Raw genomic sequence first — 21,099 nt, 5'->3', positions numbered from 1 at the left:
ACGCACTGTGCCGTGCAACTCGTCCGAGGAGGTGAGGGCCGTGCCGGGTCGTCGACGCGTGGCCGTGGGGCTGCTGGCGCTGGGGCTCGTCGTCGGAGCCTGCGCCGACGACTCCGGCGGCGACGCGGCGACGACCAGCTCGGCACCGCGATCTCCGGCCGCGGCGGGAGAACTACCGCCGAACGAGGTCGCGGGGGTGGCGATCCCGGACGGCCAGGTGGACCGGGCGGTCGGCGAGCTCGACCGCATCGCGGGCGAACTCATGGACGCCACGAAGATCCCCGGCATGGCGGTGGCCGTCGTGCACGACGGAAAAGTGGTCTACAGCAAGGGGTTCGGCGTCCGGGACGTCACGACCGGGGAGCCGGTCGGCCCGGACACGGTGTTCCAGCTGGCCTCGCTGTCCAAGCCGATCGGCGCGACGGTGGTGGCGCGGGAGGTGGCCGCGGGCCGGGTGGCGTGGGACACGCCGGTGCGGCGACTGTCGCCGGAGTTCACCCTCGCCGACCCCTACGTCGGCGACCACGTCACGGTGGGGGATCTGTACGCGCATCGCTCGGGGCTGCCCGACCACGCCGGTGATCTGCTGGAGGATCTCGGCTACGACCGCGCGGCGATCCTGGCGCGGCTGCGGCAGCTGCCGCTGGCGCCGTTCCGCGATTCCTACGCCTACACCAACTTCGGCCTGACAGCGGCGGCGTCCGCGGTCGCGCAGGCGGCAGGCACCGACTGGGAGACGCTGTCGCAGCGCGAGATCTACGAACCGCTCGGGATGACGGCGACCAGTTCGCGCTACGCCGATTTCGTCGCCCGCGGCGACCGGGCGGTCGGCCACGTTCTCGTCGACGGCGCCTACCGGCCCGCCGATCCACCGCGCCGACCGGACGCGCAGTCGCCCGCGGGCGGGGTCAGCTCGTCGGCCCGCGACATGACGCGGTGGCTGACCATGATGCTGGGCGACGGCAGCGTCGAGGGTCGCGAGATCGTGCCGCCCGCGGCGCTGCTGCCCGCGGTCTCCCCGCAGATGATGTCCGCGCCGCCCGCGAACCCCGACGCCAGGGCGGGGTTCTACGGCTTCGGCTTCAACGTCGGCACCTCCCCGGCGGGCCGGGTGGTGCTCAGCCATTCCGGTGCGTTCAATCTCGGCGCCGGCACCGCGTTCACGATGATCCCCTCGGCCGGTGTCGGCATCGTGACGCTCACCAACGCCGCGCCGCGCGGTGTCCCGGAGACGCTCAACGCCGAGTTCGCCGACCTGGTGCAGTTCGGCGAGGTGCGTGAGGACTGGCGCGGACTCTACACCGAAGCCTTCGATCAACTCGACGCCCCGAAGGGCGACCTGGTCGGCAAAGAGCCGCCGCAGGCGCCCGCACCCGCCCGTCCCCTGACCGACTACGCGGGCACCTACGCCAACGCCTACTACGGCCCCGCCACCGTCGCCGTCCGCGGCGACGAGCTGACCGTCACCCTCGGCCCGGCCGGCACCGTCGTGCCGCTGCGGCACTGGGACGGCGACACCTTCGCCTTCACCCCGTCCGGCGAGGGCGCCGACCCGGGCACGGTGTCGCAGGCCCGGTTCGACGGCGACCGGTTGACCCTCGAGTACTACGACCAGGACGGCATGGGCACCTTCACCCGCGGCTGACCGTCAGCGGCGTCTCCGCGCCGAGATGGGTCAGCTTGTGCGGATTGCGGACGTAGTACATACCGGTGATGTGCGCGCCGTCGTGGTCGACGGCCATCACCCCGTCGAGCTCGCCGTCGAGGTACACCACCAGCGCCGGGCTTCCGTTGACGTGGGTGAGACCGAGGGTCAGCGCCCCCGGTACCTTGCGCAGTCCGCCGAGGAAGAGGGTGGCGACCTTGCGCGCGCCGAGAATCGGCCGCAGCACCGCCTGCTTGACGCCACCGCCGTCGCCGACGAGCACGACCTCGGGGGCCAGCAGTTCGAGCAGGCCGCTCAGGTCCCTGGTCTCGATCGCCCGCTGGAACTGTTCGAGCACCTCCCGCGTCCGGCTCGCCGACACCGCCTCCCGCGGGCGACGGGCCTCGACGTGCTTGCGCGCCCGGTGCGCGATCTGGCGCACCGCCGTCGGCACCCTGCCGACGGCGGCGGCGATCTCGTCGTAGCCGAAGTCGAAGACCTCGCGCAGCACGAACACCGCCCGTTCGGTCGGCGCCAGCGTCTCCAGCACCAGCATCATCGCCATCGACAGGCTCTCGGCGAGTTCGGCGTCCTCGGCGATGTCGGGCGTGGTGAGCAGCGGCTCGGGCAGCCACGGACCGACGTAGGACTCCTTGCGTCGTTGCAGGGTGCGCAGCCGGTTGAGCGACTGGCGGGCGGTGATCCGCACCAGGTAGGCGCGGTCGTCGCGCACCTGGTCACGATCGACCGTGCGCCAGCGCAACCACGTCTCCTGGAGCACGTCCTCGGCATCGGCGGCCGAACCGAGCATCTCGTAGGCGACGGTGAAGAGCAGGTTGCGGTGTGCGACGAAGGCGTCGGTCGCGGCGTCGGCGGTGCTCATGACGGTGGGTCTCCTTCCTGTCCGGCGGGGTGCTCAGGCCGCGAAGGGCTGCGGCCCGAACCGGCCCCAGGCGATGAACGCCGCCAGGACGAGGTAGGTCACGTTCAGGGCGACGAACACGCCCCACCCGTCGTGCCGGACATGGGTGATGATCGCACCGATCATCAGCACCACCCAGCAGGCGGCGGTGACCGGCACCAGCGCCGGGGCGATGCCGAGCAGCGGCGGCAGGATCAGGCCGGCCGCCGCCAGCAGCTCCACACCGCCGAGCGTCCTGACGAAGCCGGGACGCACGGCCGCGGTCCAGCCGCCGCCCGGCGCGGCGGCCAGCTTCTCGACCGGGAAGAACGTCTTGCCGACACCGCCGCCGAGCGCGACGAAGGCGAGCAGTCCGGCGGCGATCCACAGGGCGAGGTTCATCGAGTACTCCTTGGGTGACGGATGTTCGCCCATCCAGACACCGGCCACGCCCGCCGTGTGACACCGCCGCCGAATCACCAGCGCAGCACGGCCTCGATTTCGTCCTCGACCAGCTCTCCGGTGGGCTCGAAGCCGAGGGAACGGTAGAAGCCCTCGGGACTGCCGGGGCCCTGCCCGTAGCTGGTGTAGAGGCTGGTGGTGCCGCGGGCGCGCAGGTGCTCGACCACCGTCTCGAGGACCCGGCGGCCGTAGCCTCTGCCCTGGTGCGGCCCGGCGATCATGAACCGCCACAGCGAGACGCCGGGCTCGTCGGGGTCCATGCCGAGGTCGAGCAGCAGGAAGCCGATCGGCTCCTCGCCCAGGTAGACGGCGCGGTACCAGGCCGCGTCCGCGAAGTGCGCCTCCGCGAGGGAGATCCCGTTGTCGGCCACCATGCCGCGCTGGTCGGCCGACAGGGTGTCGCTGAGTGTGCATACCCGGTAGACGTTGTCGGCGGTGATCCTGCGCAGGTGCACCGCGGCGGTGCCGTCGCTCGATTCGTTCACGCGATCTTGGTATCCGGTGCGGCCGCCGCGTTCAACGCATTTTCCGGGCGCTCAGACCGCGTTCGCCGCCAGTGCCGCCCGCCATCCGCCGTACGCGCTGATGTCGGTGGCCGCGGCCGCGGCGGCGCCTTCGCAGCCGAAGCCGGTGGCCCAGCTGCCGTCGGCGAGTTCCACCGCGCCCAGGTGCATGGGGGCGGGCAGGGCGGCCAGGAAGCGACCGAGCGCGGCGGGGGAGAGCAGCCAGCGTTCCCCGGCGATCGCGACCCCGGTCTCGGCCTCGCCGACCCGGGTCAGCGCGGGTTTCGGCGGGGTCGTCTTCAGCGCGGCCAAGCGGTAGCGCGGGGCGGTGCGCACCTCGCCCGCCCAGCGCGCGCCGAGGTCGGTGAGCTGCGAGGCGAGGGGCTGGTCGCGCAGGTGGGCGCCGAAGACGATCAGCTCCTGCGTCGGCGCGACCCGGGCGGGCCAGCTGACGGGCGCGAGCGCGGCGTCCGGCCGGATCAGCGCGGCGATGTCGAGCGCCACCGCGTCCTCGAAGGCGCGGGCGAAGACGGTGACGCCGAACTGCGCCGCGCCGGCGGTGCCCGCGGGGACGGCCACCGCGCACAGATCGAGCAGGTTGGCGAAATTGGTGTAGGTGCCGAGTCGGGCGTTCACGCCGATCGGGTCCGCGGCGACCTCGGCCAGGGTCGGCTGGCCCGGCGCGGTCGGGGCCAGCAGGGCGTCGGCCCCGGCCAGGCTCGCCATCGCCAGGTCGCGCAGCCGGTCCAGCTCCGCCAGATCGGAGACCAGGCGGTGGGCCGGATGGGTGCGGGCGGCGCCGATGATGGCGCCGACCGTCGGGTCGACCTCCCCGGGGTGGGCATCGACGAATTCGCCCACCGCCGAATAACGTTCGGCGACGAGTGCGCCGTCGTAGAGCAGCCGCGCGGCGGCCAGGAACGGGGCGGGGTCGATCGGCACGACGGTCACGCCCCGCCCGCGCAACGCGTCGACGGTCCGCGCGAACGCCGCCCGCCAGACCTCGTCGAGTTCGGGCAACGTGTCGAATACCGCCACGACCGGGTTCGGCGGCGCGGCCAGCCGCGCATCGGCCGGCCACGGCCGCCCCGCGGCCCCGGCCGCCAGTACCCCCATCGCGCGGTCGGCCGTCGCCGGATCGGCGGCGAAGATCGTGACGCAGTCGTAGGACCGGCACGCCGGGACCACTCCGTCGGTGCGCACCACGCCGACGGTCGGTTTGATGCCGACCAGCCCTTGGAACGCGGCGGGCACCCGGCCCGAACCGGCGGTGTCGGTACCGATCGCGAGATCGGCCTCCCCGCGCGCCACGGCCACCGCCGAGCCGGAACTCGAACCGCCGGAGACGAATTCGGGACGGCGCGCGTCCGGTACCGCGCCGTAGGGCGACCGGGTGCCGACCAGCCCGGTCGCGAACTGGTCCAGGTTGGTCTTGCCGACCACCACGGCGCCCGCCGCGCGCAGAGCGGCGACGGCGGGGGCGTCGGTGTCGGGCAGGTAGGCGTAGGCCGGGCACCCGGCGGTGGTCGGCAGCCCCGCCACGTCCACATTGTCCTTGACCGCCAGCCGCAACCCGGCCAGCGGTCCGGTCGCGGCGGCGCGCTCGGCCGCCACCTCGGCGTCGGCGCGGCGGTGGATCCACACGGTCACTGCTGGTCTCCCGTCAACTCACCCGACGAGTGCCACGAACGGCGCTCGGCGGCAAAGGCTTTCGCTTGGTTCGCACGGAACTCCGCGATGGACTCGGCGTTCTCGGCGAGGAACCGCCGGTAGTCGGCCAGCCGGAACTCGCCGTCCTCGGCGTGCAGCCGCCCGCGCCCGGCGGCGACGTCGGCGCGCAGGTCGAGCAGTTCCTCCGCCGACACCGGATACCAGCGGATCCGGTCGAACCAGCGCAACAGCCACGGGTCCGCCCCGTCGGTGCCGCGGTGGTTCCAGACCTGGGTGGTGCGGCCGACGAACTGGTAGCCACCGGGCCCCTCCATGCCGTAGATGCACAGGTAGGCGCCGCCGATACCGACCGCGTTCTGCGGCGTCCAGGTGCGGGCCGGGTTGTATTTGGTGGTGACCAGCCGGTGCCGCGGATCGGTCGGCGTCGCCACCGGCGCGCCCAGATACACATCGCCCAGCCCGAGCACGAGATATTCGGCGGCGAACACGGTGTCGAACACCTCGCGCACCGAGGACAAACCGTTCATCCGGCGGATGAACTCGATGTTCCACGGGCACCACGGCGCGTCCGCGCGCACGCCGTGCATGTAGCGGGTGATGGCCTCACGGGTCGCCGGGTCGTCCCAGGACAACGGCAGGTGCACGGTGCGGCTGGGCACCACCAGGTCGTCGGCGGCGGGCAGGGCGGCCTCCGCCTCGGTCAGCAGGTCCAGCAGTTTCGGGGTCGGCAGCCGGTCCGGGTCGGTACGCACCTGCAGCGACCGCACCCCCGGGGTGAGTTCGGTGATGCCGGGTTCGGCGCGCGCGAGCAGATGCTGGTGCAGGGCGTGCACGCGGGCCCGCAGGCCCAGATCGAGGGTCATCTCGCCGTACTCGACGAGCACGCCGTCGTCGCCCGCGCGGCGGTAGGTGACGCGGGTGTGCTCGTCGCCGTCGGCCCTGCCCAGCACCCCGTCGTCGCCGTCGCCGCCGTCGGAGAGCACCACCGGCCAGGCCGCCCGCCGGGCCGGACCCAGCTCGCGCAGGGCGGCGGCCCGCTCCGCCCGCACCGGGACGAACCGGACCAGGTCGCCGGGGCACAGCTGGCCGAGCTTCCAGCGCTCGGCGGCGACCACGGTGACCGGGCAGACGAAGCCGCCCAGGCTCGGCCCGTCCGGCCCGAGCAGGATCGGGGTGTCGCCGGTGAAGTCCAGCGCGCCGATCGAATACGCGGTGTCGTGGATGTTCGACGGGTGCAGGCCCGCCTCGCCGCCGTCGGCGCGGGCCCAGCGCGGTCTGGGTCCGATCAACCGCACGCCGGTGCGGTCGGAGTTGAAGTGCACCTCGTAGTCGGTGCTCAGGATCGTGTCGATGTCGGCGCGGGTGAAGAACTCCGGCGCACCGTGTGGCCCCTCGGTGACCGCCAGCTCCCACCGGCGGGTGAACGCCGGCCGTGCCTCGGTCGGGACGGCGGTGCCAGGGCGGCCGTGGTCGGGAGTCAGATCCAGCAGGTCACCGGCTCGCACGGCCGCGCCGGTGCCGCCCCCGAATCCGCCGAGTGTGAACGTGGCCGCGCTGCCCAGATACGGCCGCACCGCGAACCCACCCGCGACGAGCACGTAGCACCGCATGCCCGGCCCGCGCACCGCGCCCACGTCGAGCACGCCGCCCGCGGGCACCACCACCGGCCGCCACTGCGGCACCGGCACCCCGTCGACGCGCACGTCGGCGGGTGCGCCGGTGACGCAGACCCGGGTCGCCACCGGGAACCGCAGTGCGGGCCCGGCGAGTGTGCACTCCAGGCCGGCGGCCCCCTCGGCGTTGCCGAGCGCCCGGTTGCCGAGCCGGAACGACAGGTCGTCCATCGGACCCGAGGGCGGCACCCCGACATGCCAGTAGCCGACCCGGCCGGGCCAGTCCTGCACGGTGGTCAGCATGCCGGGGCGCACCACCTCGCACCGCGGGGTGGGAGCGGGATGGACGGCCGGGGCCGGAGCGAGGACGGTGCCAGGGTTCATCGGGGTACCTCCGTTCGAGCGGTGCGCGGTCAGCGCGTGACGACCATCCGCACCGGCGTCGGGTCGAAGCCGTTGCAGGGGTTGTTGATCTGCGGGCAGTTGGACACCAGCACGAGGGTGTCGATCTCGGCGCGCAGCACGACCTTCTTGCCCGGCGCCGATCGGCCGTCGACGATGCCGAGCGTGCCGTCGGGCTCCACCGGCACGTTCATGAACCAGTTGATGTTCGACACCAGATCGCGCTTGCCCAGCCCCCACGCCATCGCCGCGGTGAGGAAGTTCTCCACGCAGGCGTGCTGGTCGCGGGTGTGGTGGCCGTAGCGCAGGGTGTTGGATTCCTGGGAGCAGGCGCCCGCGACGGTGTCGTGGTTGCCCACGTCGTCGGCGACGACGGTCATCAGCGCGGTGCCGTTGTCGGTGCGCAGCACGCTGCCGGTGGTCAGGAAGATGTTGCGCTGCGCGGCGACGGTGGCCTGGGCGCTGTAGCGGTCGCTGTGGTCGGCGGCGGCGTAGAGCAGGCAGTCCACGGCCTGGTTGCCGTGCAGATCGATGATCTCGAGCTGATCGCCCGCCGCCACCACCGCCGACCAGGGGGCGCGGGCGGGCACGGTCTCGTCCAGCACGACGGTGCGCGCGCGGGTGCTCATCGCTGGTTCTCCTTCGAACGGGCGGCCCGCCACGCCTCCTCGGTGTTGTGGCGGGCGCGGCGGTATTCCGGTTCGTCGCTGTGGTTTTCGGCGAGCAGTTCGGGTGCGGCCCAGGCGACGACGTCGAGATCGGTGACGGGGGCCGGGTCGAGCGGATGCTCGGCATCGACGACCAGCAGCGTGACCGGCAGATGGATCAGCAGGTCCACCGCCGCGCCCGCGCCTGCGCCGCCGGTGGGCGTCAGCGCGCCGTCGGCCGCGACCCGCACGCCGCGGAAGAACGACAGGCTCGGGCCGACGTCGCGGGGGCCGAGTCCGTGCTTGGCCGCCGCCAGCCGCAGCCCCGCCCGTGCCGCGGGGCCCGGCCCGCACAGCGCGTCGTGGTGGCCGGACCCGTCGGCGAGCACGGTGGCGAGCAGGCGGCCCTGGTCCGACAGCAGCGGGTGGCCCTGGCCCAGGTAGGCCTGCCAGGGCACCTTCACCGTGTCGGCGACGTTCAGCCGCTCCCACGGCGCCTCGGCCCGCAGCAGCAACAGGTGCGCGCACGCGTTGCCGGCGGGATCGGCCAGGCGCACCCGGGTGCCCCGGCCGAGCACGACGTTCGCGTAGCCACCCGGCGGAATCCGCCGCGCGAAGGTGATCGCCTCGGCGGGCACGTCGGCGGGCAGGTCCGGGGTGGCGACGGTGGCGGCGGCCTCCTGGGCACGGGCGTGCGCCCTGGCCAGCGTGGTGGATGCGGTCATCGAAAGTCCTTCTTCTCGACTCGACGAGCCCGACTCGGCGAGCCCGACTCGACGGGTCGGATGGGCGGGGTCAGGCGGGGGCGACGGCGGGCACGGCGCGGCGTCCGGCGCTCATGGTCACCAGGCGCTGCACGGCGATGCCGACGCCCACGGTCGCGGCCAGGAACAGCGGCGCGGACCAGAGCATCCACCAGCCGCCGCCCTCGGGGGTGTAGACCTCCGGTCGCGGCCAGGCCAGGTTCACCACCATCGCCAGCCCCCACACCACCGCGAGCAGGTTGACCGGAATGCCGAAGCGGCCCAGCCGGAACAGCCCCGCCGGCGCGGTCTCGTCCGCCGGCCAGCCACGCAGGCGCCGCACCAGCAGCGGGACGGTCACCAGCAGGTAGGCGACATACAGCGTGACGATGCAGACGCTGGCCAGCGTCGAGAAGATCGCCGCGTTGCCGAGATTCACCAGCAGCAGCGTGATCCCGAGGACGCCGATCACCACCGCGGGCAGCACCGGTGTGCCGAAGCGCGGATGCACCGCCGCCAGCTGCGCGGCGAACGGCAGTTTGCCGTCGCGGGCCATCGAGAACATCAGCCGTGAGCCCGCGGTCTGAATCGCCAACGTGCACACCAGGATCGCCACGGCCACGCAGCCGAGCAGCAGGGCGCCCGCGGGGCTGTCGAGCTTGGCGGAGATCACGTAGGCCAGTCCGTCGGCGGCCAGCATGCCGTCGGTCAGGCTCGGCGCGGCCATCAGCGCCCCCAGCAGCATCAGCCCGCCGCCGAGCGCGGACACGCTCAGCGCCGTCAGAATCGTGCGCGGCGCGACCCGGCGCGGGTTCTTGGTCTCCTCGGAAAGCTCACCCGCGGAATCGAATCCGACCATCACATAGGCGGCCATCAGACCGGACACCAGGAACGCCGCCCAGTACGGGCCGGGCGCGGCGGCGGTGGTGTCGAGCACCACGCCGGGGCCGCGCTCGACGTGGGTGAAGAACACGCCGATGACGGCGAGCACCCCGACGATCTCGATCGTCACCCCGATGGTGTTCAGGCGCGACATCCACTCGATGCCGACGACGTTGACCAGGGTGGTGACGATCAGCAGCACACTGCCCAGCAGCACGGCGTTCATCGCGCCCGACGGCGAGGTGAGCGCGGCGTCCTCGCCGATGATCTGGAACCCGCTCCAGATCGAGGGCAGCACCACCTGTAGTGCGATGGCGGCGGCGGCCGCGGTGACGATCTGGGCGATGATCATCATCCAGCCCGCGAACCAGCCGATCGTCTCCCCGGCCAGGCGCCGCGACCACTGGTAGATGCAGCCCGAAATCGGATACCGGGCAGCCAGTTCCGCGAAGTTCAAGGCCACCAGCAGCTGCCCGGCGAACACGACGGGCCAGGTCCAGAAGAAGGCCGCGCCGCCGAATCCGTAGCCGAAACCGAAGAACTGGAAGATCGTGGTGAGGATGGAGACGAACGAGAACCCGGCCGCGAAGGAGGCGTATCGGCCGAGCTTGCGGTGCAGGACGGGCTGATAACCGAACCGTTGCAGGTCGGTGCTGTCGGTGCTGTCGGTGGTGTCCGACGGGGGTGTGAGAGTGGTGGCCATGGGCGGGCTTCCTTCGGCGTCGCGGCCAATATCTGTCGGTTGATAGTTTTGCGACCCCGATGACATCGCCGGTGACGGCGACGTCTCCGTCTCGTTGCCCCCGGTAACTTCTGGATTTCCGATGTTTCTGTCATATGACAGGTATTGCGGACGCGCCGCGGGCCGTCGTCGCCGCCCTCGCCGGCGATGCGCCAGAATGGGGAGGTGACCTCCCTCGGACCCGGTCGTCCGCGTCTCGCGCCGCGGCGCCGCCAGGGCCGCACCCCACGCGCGGAGATCCTCGACGCCGCCGCCGAACTGTTCACCACCCAGGGCTACGCCAGCACCTCCACCCGCGCGGTCGCCGACGCCGTCGGCATCCGCCAGGCCTCCCTGTACCACCACTTCGCCGCCAAGGACGACATCCTCGAGGCGCTGCTCGCCGAGACGGTCAGCGGCCCGCTCGCCCTGGCCGAACGGCTGCGGGCCGAACCTGTCGCCCCCGCGGTGCGGCTGTACGCGCTGGCCCGGTTCGACGTGCGCCAATTGTGTTCGGCGCGGTGGAATCTCGGCGCCCTGTACCTGTTGCCCGAGCTGCGCTCGGCGCGCTTCGCCGCCTTCCGTCGCCAGCGTGACGACCTGCGCGGCCACTACGAACGGTTCGCCGCCGAGGTGCTGGCCGCCGCCCGGGCCGCCCACGCCGAGGGCGCCGAACTGCTGCCGTTCCGGATGGTGGAGAGCGTGATCAACATGCGCTCCGACGAAGGGACCGCGCCGGACTACGCCGAACGACTGATCCCCGAGGCGATCCTGCACCTGCTCGGCCACCACGACGCCCTCGGCGCGGTACGCGCGGCCGCCGACGATCTGCTGGACCGCCTCGACGGTTGAGACCGTCCCCGCCCCGCCCGTGCGGTGCGCGTCTCCGCGGCGGCGCGCAACCGTCGTAGTCCGCGACACCTGTCCGAACGGTCAGTGCGCGTCCCGCCGATCGGTACACCCTGCGCGTTTCATCCGAGCAGTTTCGGCCCGAATCGCTTCCGGCCCCTGTGACGGGCGCCATACGGTCGCTGGCACCGGATCACCGGAACGCGATCATCAGGCGAAAGGACCGCACGATGCAGGTAGACGAGCTGCTCAAGCCATTCCCCATCAAGGAGTTCCACCCCTTCCCGCGGGCGCTGCTGGGCCCCGGCTCGCACGAGATCATCGGGCCGGAGGCGCTGAAGCTCGGCTTCAAGAAGGTACTGGTGATGACCAGCGGCCTGCGCGGCACCGACATCGTGCCCAAGATCGTCGGCTCGCTCGAGTACCACGGGCTCGAGGTCGTGCTCTACGACAAGGTCGAGTCGAACCCCAAGGACTACAACGTGATGGACGCGGTCGCGCTGTACCAGCAGCACGGCTGCGACAGCTTCGTGTCCATCGGCGGCGGCTCCTCGCACGACGCCTGTAAGGGCGCGCGCATCTCGATCGCCCACGACGGGCGCAACATCAACGAGTTCGAGGGCTTCAACAAGTCGGAGAACCCGAAGAACCCGCCGCACATCGCGGTCTCGACCACCGCGGGCACCGGCTCGGAGACCTCCTGGGCCTACGTCATCACCGACACCACCACCGATCCCGACAACCCGCACAAGTACGTCGCCTTCGACGACGCCTCGGTCGCCACCCTGGCCATCGACGACCCGGTGCTGTACTTCGACTGCCCGACCGACTACACCGCGCAGTGCGGTTTCGACGTGCTCGCGCACGGTTCGGAGCCGTTCGTCTCGCGGCTGAACTTCACCCCGTCGATCGGCAACGCGCTCTACGCGATCAAGCTGGTCGCGGAGAACCTGCGCACCGCCACCTGGAACCCGACCGAGCTGTCCGGCCGCGAGGGCATGATGTACGCCCAGTACATCGCGGCGCAGGCGTTCAACTCCGGCGGCCTCGGCATCATCCACTCCATCTCGCACGCGGTGTCGGCGTTCTACGACACCCACCACGGCCTGAACAACGCGATCGCGCTGCCGCGCGTGTGGGCGTTCAACATGCCGGTGGCGTACAAGAAGTTCGCCGAGATCGCGGGCGCGATGGGCGTGGACACCTACGGCATGACCGACGTGCAGGCCGCCGACGCGGCACTGGGCGCGGCCGTGCGGCTGCTGCGCGACGTGGGCATCCCGGAGAAGTTCACCGACATCACCAAGGACACCTACTCGAAGAACCGGCTGGGCCAGGGCCCGACCAAGTACTACGAGAACGCCTCGGTGATCAAGGGCAACGACGAGGACATCGACCGGATCACCCGGCACGTCCTCGGTGACGCCTGCACCCCGGGCAACCCGAAGGAATGCACCTTCGAGACCGTGCGCCCGGTCGTCGAGCACTGCATGCACGGCAGCCTGGACGACCTGCTCAGCTGACCCATCCCGACCCCGGCTGTGGGACGAGTGCGCCCCGCTCGTCCCACAGCCGGGCTTCCCTCGTGCCAGGAAGGACCGCCGATGAACCACTTCGCCAGCACGGAGGACGTGCACAGCGCACTGGCCGCCGTGGGCTACCTGCCCGACGAACGCCTCGCCACCACCGTCTTCCTCATGACGCGGCTGGAGAAGCCGCTGCTGATCGAGGGCCCCGCCGGTGTCGGCAAGACCGAACTGGCCAAAGCGCTGGCCGCGGCCACCGGACGCAAGCTGTTGCGCCTGCAATGCTACGAAGGCCAGGACGAGACCCGCGCGCTCTACGAATGGGACTACGGCAGGCAGCTGCTCTACACCCAGATCCTGCGCGAGAAGATCGGCCAATTCGTCGCCGACACCGCCGATCTCGGCGAAGCCGTGGACCGCATCGGCGCGCACGACAGCGTCTTCTACTCCGAGCGGTTCCTGAGCCCGCGTCCGCTGCTCGAGGCGATCCGCTCCACCGAACCGGTCGTGCTGCTGATCGACGAGATCGACCGCGCCGACGAGGCATTGGAGGCGGTGCTGCTGGAAATCCTTGGCGAGTACCAGATCTCGGTGCCCGAGGTGGGCACCTTCACCGCCCGGCAGGCCCCGCTGGTGATCCTGACCTCCAACAACACCCGCGACCTCTCCGCCGCGCTCAAGCGGCGCTGCCTGCACCTGTTCGCCGACTATCCCGACGCCGAGCGCGAACTCGAGATCATCCGGTCCAAGAACACCGGACTCGACGACTCCCTCGCCGCGGAACTGGTGGAGATCGTGCGCGGGCTGCGCGGCCTCGACCTGCGCAAGGCGCCGAGCATCTCCGAGACCGTGGACTGGGCCCGCACACTGGCGGTGCTGCAGGTGCGGGCGCTGTCGCGGCAGGTGCTCTCCGACACCATGTCGGTGGTCGTCAAATACGACAAGGATCTGCGGACCGCGCTCGAGGAACTGCCGCGCCTGCTCGACGGCACCGCGCCCACCCGGCCCGCGGCGGCGCCCGAGGACGACGGCCGCGCGGTGCGGGCCGCCAAGGACGACGCGGGCCGATTCGACGACGGCTACTACGGCGCGCACACCGCGACCCTCACCCGCGCCACCGTGACCTCCAGCCAGGGCGCGCGATCGTTCGCGCGCAGGCGCGGCGTGTAGGGGGCAGTCGTGGAGGCGACCCTGCAGTGGTTCGTGCACCTGCTGCGTGCGCGCGGCGTGCGCGTGTCGGTGCCGGAGACGATCGACGCGATCCGGTGCGCGGGCCAGCCCGGTGTGCTCACCGATCGCGGCCGGTTGCGCTGGGCACTGCGGGCCGCGCTGGTGAAGGACCAGCGCGACGCCGAGGTGTTCGGCGAATTGTTCGACGCCTTCTTCGGACTGGTCCGCATCGGCAGCGCCGAGCAGCAGCGGACCGGTGTCGACGGCGAGGCGGACATCCCCGACGACCTCGGTTCCTACGCCGGCGACTGGGAGGAGCTCACCCTCTCGGGGTTGCCGTCGCAGACCGCGGGCAGCCAAGGCGCGCGTCCGGAGGACGTGCGGCATCTGTTCGACACCGACAACCTCGCGTCGCGGTTCAACCTCACCGAGGACGAGGGCATGATCGACCTGTCCGCGCCCACCGAGGAGATCGCCTTCTCCCAGGGCAACCAGGTCGTCGGCAGCGACGGCTACCGCATCCAGCTCGACGCGCAACGCCTGCGTTCCGGCGGCGCCCCCGGGCAACTGGCCGGGCCGGGCGCGGCCGGCGTCGACGCCGGGCTCACCCTGGACGAGCAGGAGGCGCTGCTGCGCTGGCTGGGTCCGCCCGAGGACGACGTCGACGCGCAGATCCAGGCCGCCACCGTGGTCGGTGACCTGTCCGAGGCGGTGCGCAGGCACGCGCAGGCACTGCTGGCGCTGGAACGTCGGAGCGGACAACAGGCCCGCCGCCGGGCGCCGGTCGAGGACATCGGCAGTGCCGAACGCGCCGAACTCGAGGCGACCCTGCGGCGGCTGGCCCGCTCCCTGCACGGCGCGCGCACCCACCGGCGCACCGTCGCCCCCGCGGGCCGTGTCGACGCCGCGCGCACCATGCGCCGCAGCATGCGCTTCGACGGCGTGCCGTTCACCCCGGTGACGGTGCGCTCGGCCGAGGACCGCCCGCGCGTGGTGGTGCTCGCCGATGTGAGCCTGTCGGTCCGCGCCACCGCGCATTTCATGCTCACCCTGGTGCACTCGTTGCAGGACATGTTCGCGCGCGTGCAGTCGTTCGCGTTCGTCGCCGACGTGGTGGAGACCACCGCGCTGTTCGCCGAACAGCACGCCGAATCGGCCCTCGGGCTGCTGTTCGGCGGAGACCTGATCGATCTCGACGCCAACTCCGACTACGGTGCGGTGTTCCGGCAGTTCGTCGCCGACCACGCCCACACTGTCAACCGGCGCACCACCCTGCTGATCCTCGGCGACGGCCGCAACAACGGCAACGATCCCGGCCTGGCCGACTTCGCCGACCTCACCCGCCGGGCCCGCGAAACCATCTGGCTCACCCCCGAACCCCGGTACTCCTGGCGGCTGGGCGGCTGCGACATGCCCGCCTACGCCGAACTGTGCGACCGCGTGCAGGTGGTGCGCGGGCTGCGCGAACTCGGCGCCGTGGCCGAGGAATTCACCGCTCCCGGGGTGCGGCGATGACCGGCCTGACGCTGCGGCCGCTCAACCCGCTCGCGCCGGCCGGCGGGACCCGCTACGACGACGGTGCGGTCCGGGTCCGCAGCCAGCAGAGCGCGGGCTGGTGGGTGCCCGGCGTGCGCACCGCCCACTTCACCGTGCGCGAGACCGAGGGACGGGTGGAGATCGTGCACCGGCTGCCACCGGAGCGGCTGGACAACAACCTCGGCGGCATGATCGTCGACGAGCTGATCCACGCGGAGCTGATCGCGCCGGAGATGTTCGAGCGGGTGTTCGTCGGGGTCGTGCGCACCTGCGCCGACGACCCCGCCGCGGCCTGGAGACTGTTCTACGACAACACCCTCGCCCAGATCCGCCGGTGTTGGGACAGCCCGAACCCGCCGCCCACCCACATCGCGCAGATCGCGCCCGTCTACCGCCGCGCACTCGGCCTGGTGCCGCCGGGCCGCGTGCTGGACATGGGCTCGTGCTTCGGGTTCTTCCCCCTGCTGCTCGCCGACGCGGGCCAGCATCGGGTGCTGGCCACCGACCTCGTCCCCGGCAGCATGAACCTGCTGCGCACCATCGCCCAGGCCCGCGGTTCGGCCGTCGGCACCATGTCCTGCGACGCGGCAGCGGTGCCCCTGCCCGACCGGTGCGTCGACACGGTCACCGTCCTGCACCTGCTCGAACACCTCGACCGCGCCCACGGCCGCGCCGTACTCGCCGAAGCCGTCCGGCTCGCCGCCCAACGCGTGATCGTCGCGGTGCCCTTCGAAGACGAACCCGACCCCTCCTACGGCCACATCCGCACCTTCGACACCGGCGAACTGTCGGTCCTCGGCATCGAAACCGGTCTCCCCTTCACCGTCGCCGAATACCACGGCGGATGGCTGATCCTCGACACCCGGTGAGAATCCACCGCCCACCCCGCGGCTACGCGCTGGCGAGTTCCTGGCCGACCGTGACCGCGTCGGTGAACTTCTCGCGGAAGATGCGGCGGGGAGCCATGCGGCGGCGTTTGAGTGCTCGGCCTGCCGCCTCCACCATGGCCGGTGGGCCGCAGAGGTAGCCGCTGTAGTCGCGGAGGTTGTCGAAGTCGGCCAGCACCGCGTCGCCGACGTAACCGGTGCGGCCGTTCCACTCGCCGCGGCTCAGGCAGGGGGTGTAGTGGAAATCCGGGTGGGACCGCGACAGCTCGCTCAGCCACTCGACGTCGTAGAGGTCGGCTTCCTCGCGGACCCCGTGGTAGAGGTGGATGGGCGAGCGGTGCCCGCGTTCGAGGGCCGCGCGCAGCATCGCGCTGAGCGGGGCAAGACCGGTGCCGCCGGCGAGCAGCAGCAGCGGGTGGTCGGCGTCGTCGAGCACGAAATCGCCCAGCGGGCCGCGCAACTCCACCCGGTCGCCGACAGTGAGGCCGTGGAAGATCCAGCCGGTGGCGACGCCCCCGTCGCTGTAGCGGATGTGGAATTCGAGGCGATGGGGACGCGCCGGTGAGTTCGCCATCGAATACGGCCGCCAGCATTCGGTGCCCGGCACGTGCAGCTGCGCGTATTGACCCGGCAGGAAATCCAGTGCGCCGTCCACCTCGAGCACCAGGCGGCGGGTGTCGCGCGCGATCGGATCCAGCGACACCACCGTGGCCGTGAGATCGCGCAGGGGGAAGCGCGCCACCGCGTCGGTCGTGTCGGCGAGCGGCTCGACCACGAGATCGGACCGGGGGCGGCTCTGGCAGCCCAGGGCCAGGCCCTGCGCACGCTCCTCGGCGGTGAGGGTGTATTCCGGCGAGCCCGCGTGATCGACGTGGCCGGCCACGACGCGGAGTTTGCAGGTGCCGCAGGTGCCCTGATTGCACGAGTTCGGCAACCACACCCCGTTGCGGAGGAACGCGTCGAGAATGGTCTGGTCGTCCCGGCAGGTCACCGGATTTCCGGCGGTGGGGACGGTGACCCGGAATTCGGCCATCGCCTCACACCTCCCACGTCACGTGCAGTTCGGTCGGGCCGCGGAAACCCCAGCCCCAGAAGTCGATCGGCTTGCGGTCGTCGCGCTCGATGTTCGGAATCGCCTCGAACAATTCCTCCAGGCCGATCTGGCACACCTTGTTGGCGAAATAGGTTCCGGCGCAGGCGTGGTCGCCGGCGCCGAAGGCCAGGTGCGGCAGCGGCGGGCGGTCCATGTCGTAGGCGGAGGGCGCGTTGTAGTCGTTCTCGTCGTGATTGGCCGAACCGTAGGCCATCATGACCACCGAACCCTTGGGCAGGAAGACGCCGTCGATGGTGACGTCGACGGTGTTGGTGCGCGCCGTCGCCGACCAGATCGGGGAGGTCCAGCGCAGCGACTCGGCGACCGCCCGCGGAATCAGCGCCGGGTCGTCGATCACCCGCTCCAGCTGATCGGGCCTGGTGAACAGCCCCGCGACGGTCGAGGCCATCGCGTGGCCGGGTTCCTGCATGGCGCCGAGCAGGAACACATACAGGGTCGGGTAGATGTAGTCGCGGTCGCGGACCTGGCCCTCGGGCATGCCGTCGTGCAGCCAGTGCGAGATGGCGCTGTCGTCGGGGTGGGCGATCCAGTGGTCGATCAGCGGGTCGACGATCGCGCGGATCTCGGCCTTCGCCTCGTCACCCTGGTCGAAACCGGCGGGGTTGGCGAAGGTGCCGTCCTCGTTCATCGCGGCATTGGTGAAGGAGTTCGACAATTTGTGGAACCATTCCCGCAACTTGTCGGAGCCGACGTCGCGCAACCCCAGCAGATCACCGAGCGCGCGGACACTCACCGGTTCGCAGAACTGGGCGACCAGGTCGGCGTGGCCGTCGTTCTCGAATTCGGCGAGGTAGCGCCGCGCGATGGGGCGGACCAAGCCGTCCACCCAGCGGTCGACCTCGGAGGGCTGCAGGGCGGGGTCGACCATCGAGCGCAGATCCTCGTGGATCTCACCGTTGACGCCGATGACGGCCGGGTGACCGAAGGTCCGCCCGCCCGCGGGGGTGATGATCGCTTCGAAATCGGGGCTGTTGGCGATGGTGCGGCACAATTCCTTGGTGGTCGCCGCGTAGGTGCCCAGAATCGGAATGAACGCCAGCGGCGCCTCCCGGCGCAGCCGCTCGTAGAACGGGTACGGATTTCGCTCGAGTTCCTCCATCGTGATGTCTTCGATCCAACTCGTCGCGGCGCTCATCTGTTTCTCCTCGGTGTCGAATTCGATCGGCGTGGGCTGCCGAATCCGGCGTGCGGAGGAATACTGGCGCGGCGGGCGCACAGGATCGACACCGATTGCGCGACGCCGAGACGGTTTGCGCGACCGGCTGTGATTGCAGTCTCCTTTCGGTCACAATGTCCTCCAGGTCACAGCCAACGAGAAGTGGATCGACGCCGAGGATCGAGCAATGCCGCAGCACACCCACATCACCGCCACCCACGACTGGGAGCTCGCGCACGCGGCGGTGGAGCAGGTGTACTTCCCGCACCGGCTCGAGCCGCTGGCCCGGCCCGACCGGCTCGGCCTCACCATGCGCAGTCTCGACCTCGGCCCGGTCACCGTGGGGCGGCTGACCTGGGGAACCGAGGTGGCCATCGACTGCGAGTATCCGGGCGCGTACGAGATCAACATCCCGGTGACCGGCAGGCTCGTCTCCACCGCCGGTGACGAGCAGATCTGGTCGGAGCCCGGGCAGGCGACCGTCTTCCACGCCGACCGGCGTGCGCTCATCGAGACCTGGTCGGCGGACTGCCGGGTGGTGGGGGTGAAGTTCGCCGCGGACTTCCTCGAACGGGAGGCCGAGCGCATCCACGCCTCGACCGTGCGCGGCCGGCTGCGGCTGCCGCACCAGCTCGACTTCGCGACACCGGAGCGGCGCAGTTGGCTGCGTCTGGTGCGCACGCTGTCCGCCCAGCTCAACGAGCCCGCCGAGCTGCTGGCCAACCCGCTGGTGGCCGACGGGCTCGCCAGCTCCCTGGCGACCGCATTCCTGCTGGCCGCGATGCCCGAGGAAAACGATCCGGTCGGCCGGATGCGGCCGCGCACGGTCAAACGGGTGCTCGACGCGCTGCACGAGGATCCGGCGCGGCCGTGGACACTCGCCGAGATGGCGGAGCTGGCCGGGTCGAGCGTGCGCAGGGTGCAGGAGGCGTTCGCCGAACACCTGGGCACGACACCGACCGCGGCGCTGCGCGACATCCGGCTCGCCCGCGCGCACGCCGAGCTGCGCACCGGGACGAGCCGTACGGTCGCCGACGTCGCCGCGCGGTGGGGCTTCAGCAGCCCGAGCCGGTTCGCGGCGGCATATCGCCGGCGCTACGGGGTGCCGCCCTCGGCGGCGCGGTGAGCACGAGTTCGGCGGTCGGTGACCCGGGTGGAACCACGCGCGGCTACGACGCCGCCTGTGCCGGTCGGTCGACGCGAGGACGGGATGCGCTCGCGCGCAGCGGGGTCGACGGCGCGGCCCTGCCCGGACGCGCGCCGGTGCCGACACGCAGGTCGGGCAGCAGCGGTGCCGCGGTCCGCGCCCGCAGGCAACCGGCCCACACGCCCAGCGAGTAGGCGGCCTGGTCGGCGAGCCGCATCGCGAACCACGCCGGGCCCCGGCGCCCACGCAGCGCCTCCACCAGGCACGGCAGCAGGCTCAGCAGGACGAGGCGGCGGCCGAGCCGGGTGCCCATGAGCACCGGCCACCAGGTCCGGCGCACGGCGTCGGCCAGGGCGAGTCCGGCCGCGAGGTGACCGCCGGCACCCACGGCCAGCGCCGCCGCGGTGGGCACGCCGCGTCCGCGCAACCGCCGGGCGGGCAGCGCGGTGGCGACGAGGGCCGGGACGACGACGGCCGACCCGCGCAGCACGGGCGAGCGGGCGGCGCGGCGCAATCCGCGGGCGGCACGGTCGGGGCGGGCCGGGCCGAGCGCGACGACCAGCGCGCCCCACGACAGCGCGTGCCAGGCGCTCACCCGCGCGCAGGCGAGCCGCCCGGGATGGCGGCGGGCCAGCGGGGCGGCGGAGGTGCCGTAGTCGTAGCGCTGGCGCAACCAGGAACCGAGCGTGGCGCGCGGGCGGTGGGTGACCACCGCCGCGGGGTGGTAGCGGACGAGATGTCCGGCGTCGGTCAACCGCCAGACGACATCGACGTCCTCGCCGAATCGCAGTCGCTCGTCGAAGCCGCCCAGTTCGGCCAGGGCCGCCCGCCGCACGATCAGGGCGGCGGTGGGCACGTAGCCGACTCGGCTCAGCGGGCGCACCACCGCCGGCTCGGCGCCCATGTCCAGGCTGGAATGGCTCGCCTCGTAGGCGGCGACGCTCGTGGGTGCGGCGGTGCCGGGCGGGCTCGTCACCCGGGGCGCCACCGCCGCGACCCGCGGATCGTCGAACAGGGCCAGCGCCGAGTCCAGCCATCCCGGCCGGGGCACCACATCCGAGTCGACGAAGGCGACGAACTCGGTCGTGGCCCGCCGCCACCCGGCATTGCGCGCGGCGGCGGGTCCGAGCGGGCGCGGGTGCCGGATCGTGGCGGTGGGCACGGCGTCGGCCGACCCGTCGTCCACGATCACCCGATGCGCGAACTCGGTGGTGGCGGCGAGCAGCCGCGCCAGTCCGGCCGGGTTGTCCTTGACGGGCACGACGAGCGTGACCTCGTCGGGCGAGCGGCTGCCCGGCGCCGCGACCGGATGCACCAGCCCGGAGTCGAGCAGGCGGCGCAACAAGCGGGCCGACCCCTCGTCCGCCCCGATCGGCCCGCCGTCCACCCACCCGGCGAGCAGCCGCGCCCCGGCGGCGGACAGCCGCACCAACCGCATCGGCGACCCGCCGAGCAGCACCCGGCCCCGGTCGAAGCGATGCACCGAGCGGTCGAGCACGATCCGCCGCGCGAGAACTCCCACCG

Annotated in this window: 18 protein-coding genes; 7 read left to right on the top strand and 11 right to left on the bottom strand. The window is 72.0% G+C overall.

The window, feature by feature from the left end; genetic code table 11:
- The first annotated feature begins 31 nt into the window (after positions 1-31).
- Positions 32-1,645 carry a serine hydrolase gene (locus AMO33_RS09165; RefSeq protein WP_060593395.1) on the top strand — a complete coding sequence of 538 codons (1,614 nt, stop codon included), beginning with the start codon at positions 32-34 and terminating at the stop codon, positions 1,643-1,645.
- On the opposite strand, the gene AMO33_RS09160 is transcribed toward AMO33_RS09165, so the two are convergent.
- The 8 genes from AMO33_RS09160 to AMO33_RS09125 form a co-directional block, all read right to left on the bottom strand.
- Positions 1,632-2,528 carry an RNA polymerase sigma-70 factor gene (locus tag AMO33_RS09160; protein WP_060591967.1) on the bottom strand — a complete coding sequence of 299 codons (897 nt, stop codon included), beginning with the start codon at positions 2,526-2,528 and terminating at the stop codon, positions 1,632-1,634. The two genes, AMO33_RS09165 and AMO33_RS09160, sit on opposite strands and share 14 nt — an antisense overlap.
- A gap of 33 nt (positions 2,529-2,561) precedes the next feature.
- A complete protein-coding gene (locus tag AMO33_RS09155; protein WP_060593394.1) occupies positions 2,562-2,948 on the bottom strand; it encodes a DoxX family protein in 387 nt (128 codons plus the stop codon).
- A gap of 74 nt (positions 2,949-3,022) precedes the next feature.
- On the bottom strand, positions 3,023-3,493 hold the full coding sequence (locus AMO33_RS09150) for a GNAT family N-acetyltransferase (protein ID WP_060591966.1): 471 nt from the start codon (positions 3,491-3,493) through the stop codon (positions 3,023-3,025).
- A 51-nt stretch (positions 3,494-3,544) separates the two neighbouring features.
- Entirely contained in the window at positions 3,545-5,161 is a 1,617-nt protein-coding gene (atzF, locus tag AMO33_RS09145; protein WP_060591964.1) for an allophanate hydrolase, read from the bottom strand.
- Positions 5,158-7,098, bottom strand: a complete 1,941-nt coding sequence (locus AMO33_RS09140) for a 5-oxoprolinase/urea amidolyase family protein (protein ID WP_060593393.1) — start codon at positions 7,096-7,098, stop codon at positions 5,158-5,160. The genes atzF and AMO33_RS09140 overlap by 4 nt, the downstream gene beginning before the upstream one ends.
- 110 nt (positions 7,099-7,208) lie before the next feature.
- Positions 7,209-7,826 (bottom strand): urea amidolyase associated protein UAAP2, encoded by a 618-nt coding sequence (locus AMO33_RS09135; protein WP_011208752.1) that lies wholly within the window; start codon positions 7,824-7,826, stop codon positions 7,209-7,211.
- Entirely contained in the window at positions 7,823-8,569 is a 747-nt protein-coding gene (locus AMO33_RS09130; RefSeq protein WP_060591962.1) for a DUF1989 domain-containing protein, read from the bottom strand. Before AMO33_RS09130 ends, AMO33_RS09135 begins: the two co-directional genes overlap by 4 nt.
- Before the next feature lie 70 nt (positions 8,570-8,639).
- A complete protein-coding gene (locus AMO33_RS09125) occupies positions 8,640-10,172 on the bottom strand; it encodes an amino acid permease (protein WP_060591960.1) in 1,533 nt (510 codons plus the stop codon).
- Between the two features lie 204 nt (positions 10,173-10,376).
- Between AMO33_RS09125 and AMO33_RS09120 the strand changes: the two genes are divergently transcribed.
- From AMO33_RS09120 to mftM, 5 genes are all read left to right on the top strand, one after another.
- Positions 10,377-11,042 carry a TetR/AcrR family transcriptional regulator gene (locus AMO33_RS09120; RefSeq protein WP_041560891.1) on the top strand — a complete coding sequence of 222 codons (666 nt, stop codon included), beginning with the start codon at positions 10,377-10,379 and terminating at the stop codon, positions 11,040-11,042.
- Between the two features lie 227 nt (positions 11,043-11,269).
- Positions 11,270-12,562: an NDMA-dependent methanol dehydrogenase gene (mdo, locus tag AMO33_RS09115; RefSeq protein ID WP_011208756.1), complete on the top strand. Its 1,293-nt coding sequence runs from the start codon at positions 11,270-11,272 to the stop codon at positions 12,560-12,562.
- A gap of 81 nt (positions 12,563-12,643) precedes the next feature.
- On the top strand, positions 12,644-13,735 hold the full coding sequence (locus AMO33_RS09110) for an AAA family ATPase (RefSeq protein ID WP_011208757.1): 1,092 nt from the start codon (positions 12,644-12,646) through the stop codon (positions 13,733-13,735).
- A 9-nt stretch (positions 13,736-13,744) separates the two neighbouring features.
- The gene (locus AMO33_RS09105; RefSeq protein ID WP_011208758.1) at positions 13,745-15,250 is read left to right on the top strand and encodes a VWA domain-containing protein; all 1,506 of its coding nucleotides are present in this window, start codon (positions 13,745-13,747) and stop codon (positions 15,248-15,250) included.
- On the top strand, positions 15,247-16,140 hold the full coding sequence (mftM, locus tag AMO33_RS09100) for a mycofactocin oligosaccharide methyltransferase MftM (RefSeq protein WP_060591958.1): 894 nt from the start codon (positions 15,247-15,249) through the stop codon (positions 16,138-16,140). Before AMO33_RS09105 ends, mftM begins: the two co-directional genes overlap by 4 nt.
- A 22-nt stretch (positions 16,141-16,162) precedes the next feature.
- On the opposite strand, the gene AMO33_RS09095 is transcribed toward mftM, so the two are convergent.
- Both AMO33_RS09095 and AMO33_RS09090 read right to left on the bottom strand, forming a co-directional pair.
- Positions 16,163-17,191 (bottom strand): 2Fe-2S iron-sulfur cluster-binding protein, encoded by a 1,029-nt coding sequence (locus AMO33_RS09095; RefSeq protein ID WP_011208760.1) that lies wholly within the window; start codon positions 17,189-17,191, stop codon positions 16,163-16,165.
- A gap of 4 nt (positions 17,192-17,195) precedes the next feature.
- Positions 17,196-18,407 carry a cytochrome P450 gene (locus AMO33_RS09090; protein ID WP_011208761.1) on the bottom strand — a complete coding sequence of 404 codons (1,212 nt, stop codon included), beginning with the start codon at positions 18,405-18,407 and terminating at the stop codon, positions 17,196-17,198.
- Between the two features lie 208 nt (positions 18,408-18,615).
- Between AMO33_RS09090 and AMO33_RS09085 the strand changes: the two genes are divergently transcribed.
- Positions 18,616-19,554 carry an AraC family transcriptional regulator gene (locus tag AMO33_RS09085; protein ID WP_060591956.1) on the top strand — a complete coding sequence of 313 codons (939 nt, stop codon included), beginning with the start codon at positions 18,616-18,618 and terminating at the stop codon, positions 19,552-19,554.
- Positions 19,555-19,597: 43 nt separating this feature from the next.
- Here AMO33_RS09085 and mftF read toward each other — a convergent pair whose 3' ends face one another.
- Complete coding sequence (mftF, locus tag AMO33_RS09080; protein ID WP_240327455.1) at positions 19,598-21,097, bottom strand: mycofactocin biosynthesis glycosyltransferase MftF; 1,500 nt, start codon at positions 21,095-21,097, stop codon at positions 19,598-19,600.
- Positions 21,098-21,099: the final 2 nt, after the last annotated feature.

Origin of the sequence: Nocardia farcinica, assembly GCF_001182745.1 — a bacterium.
Classification (GTDB): Bacteria; Actinomycetota; Actinomycetes; order Mycobacteriales; family Mycobacteriaceae; genus Nocardia; species Nocardia farcinica.
Note: the sequence above shows the minus strand (reverse complement) of the source record. Positions and strands in the feature narration are given on the sequence as shown.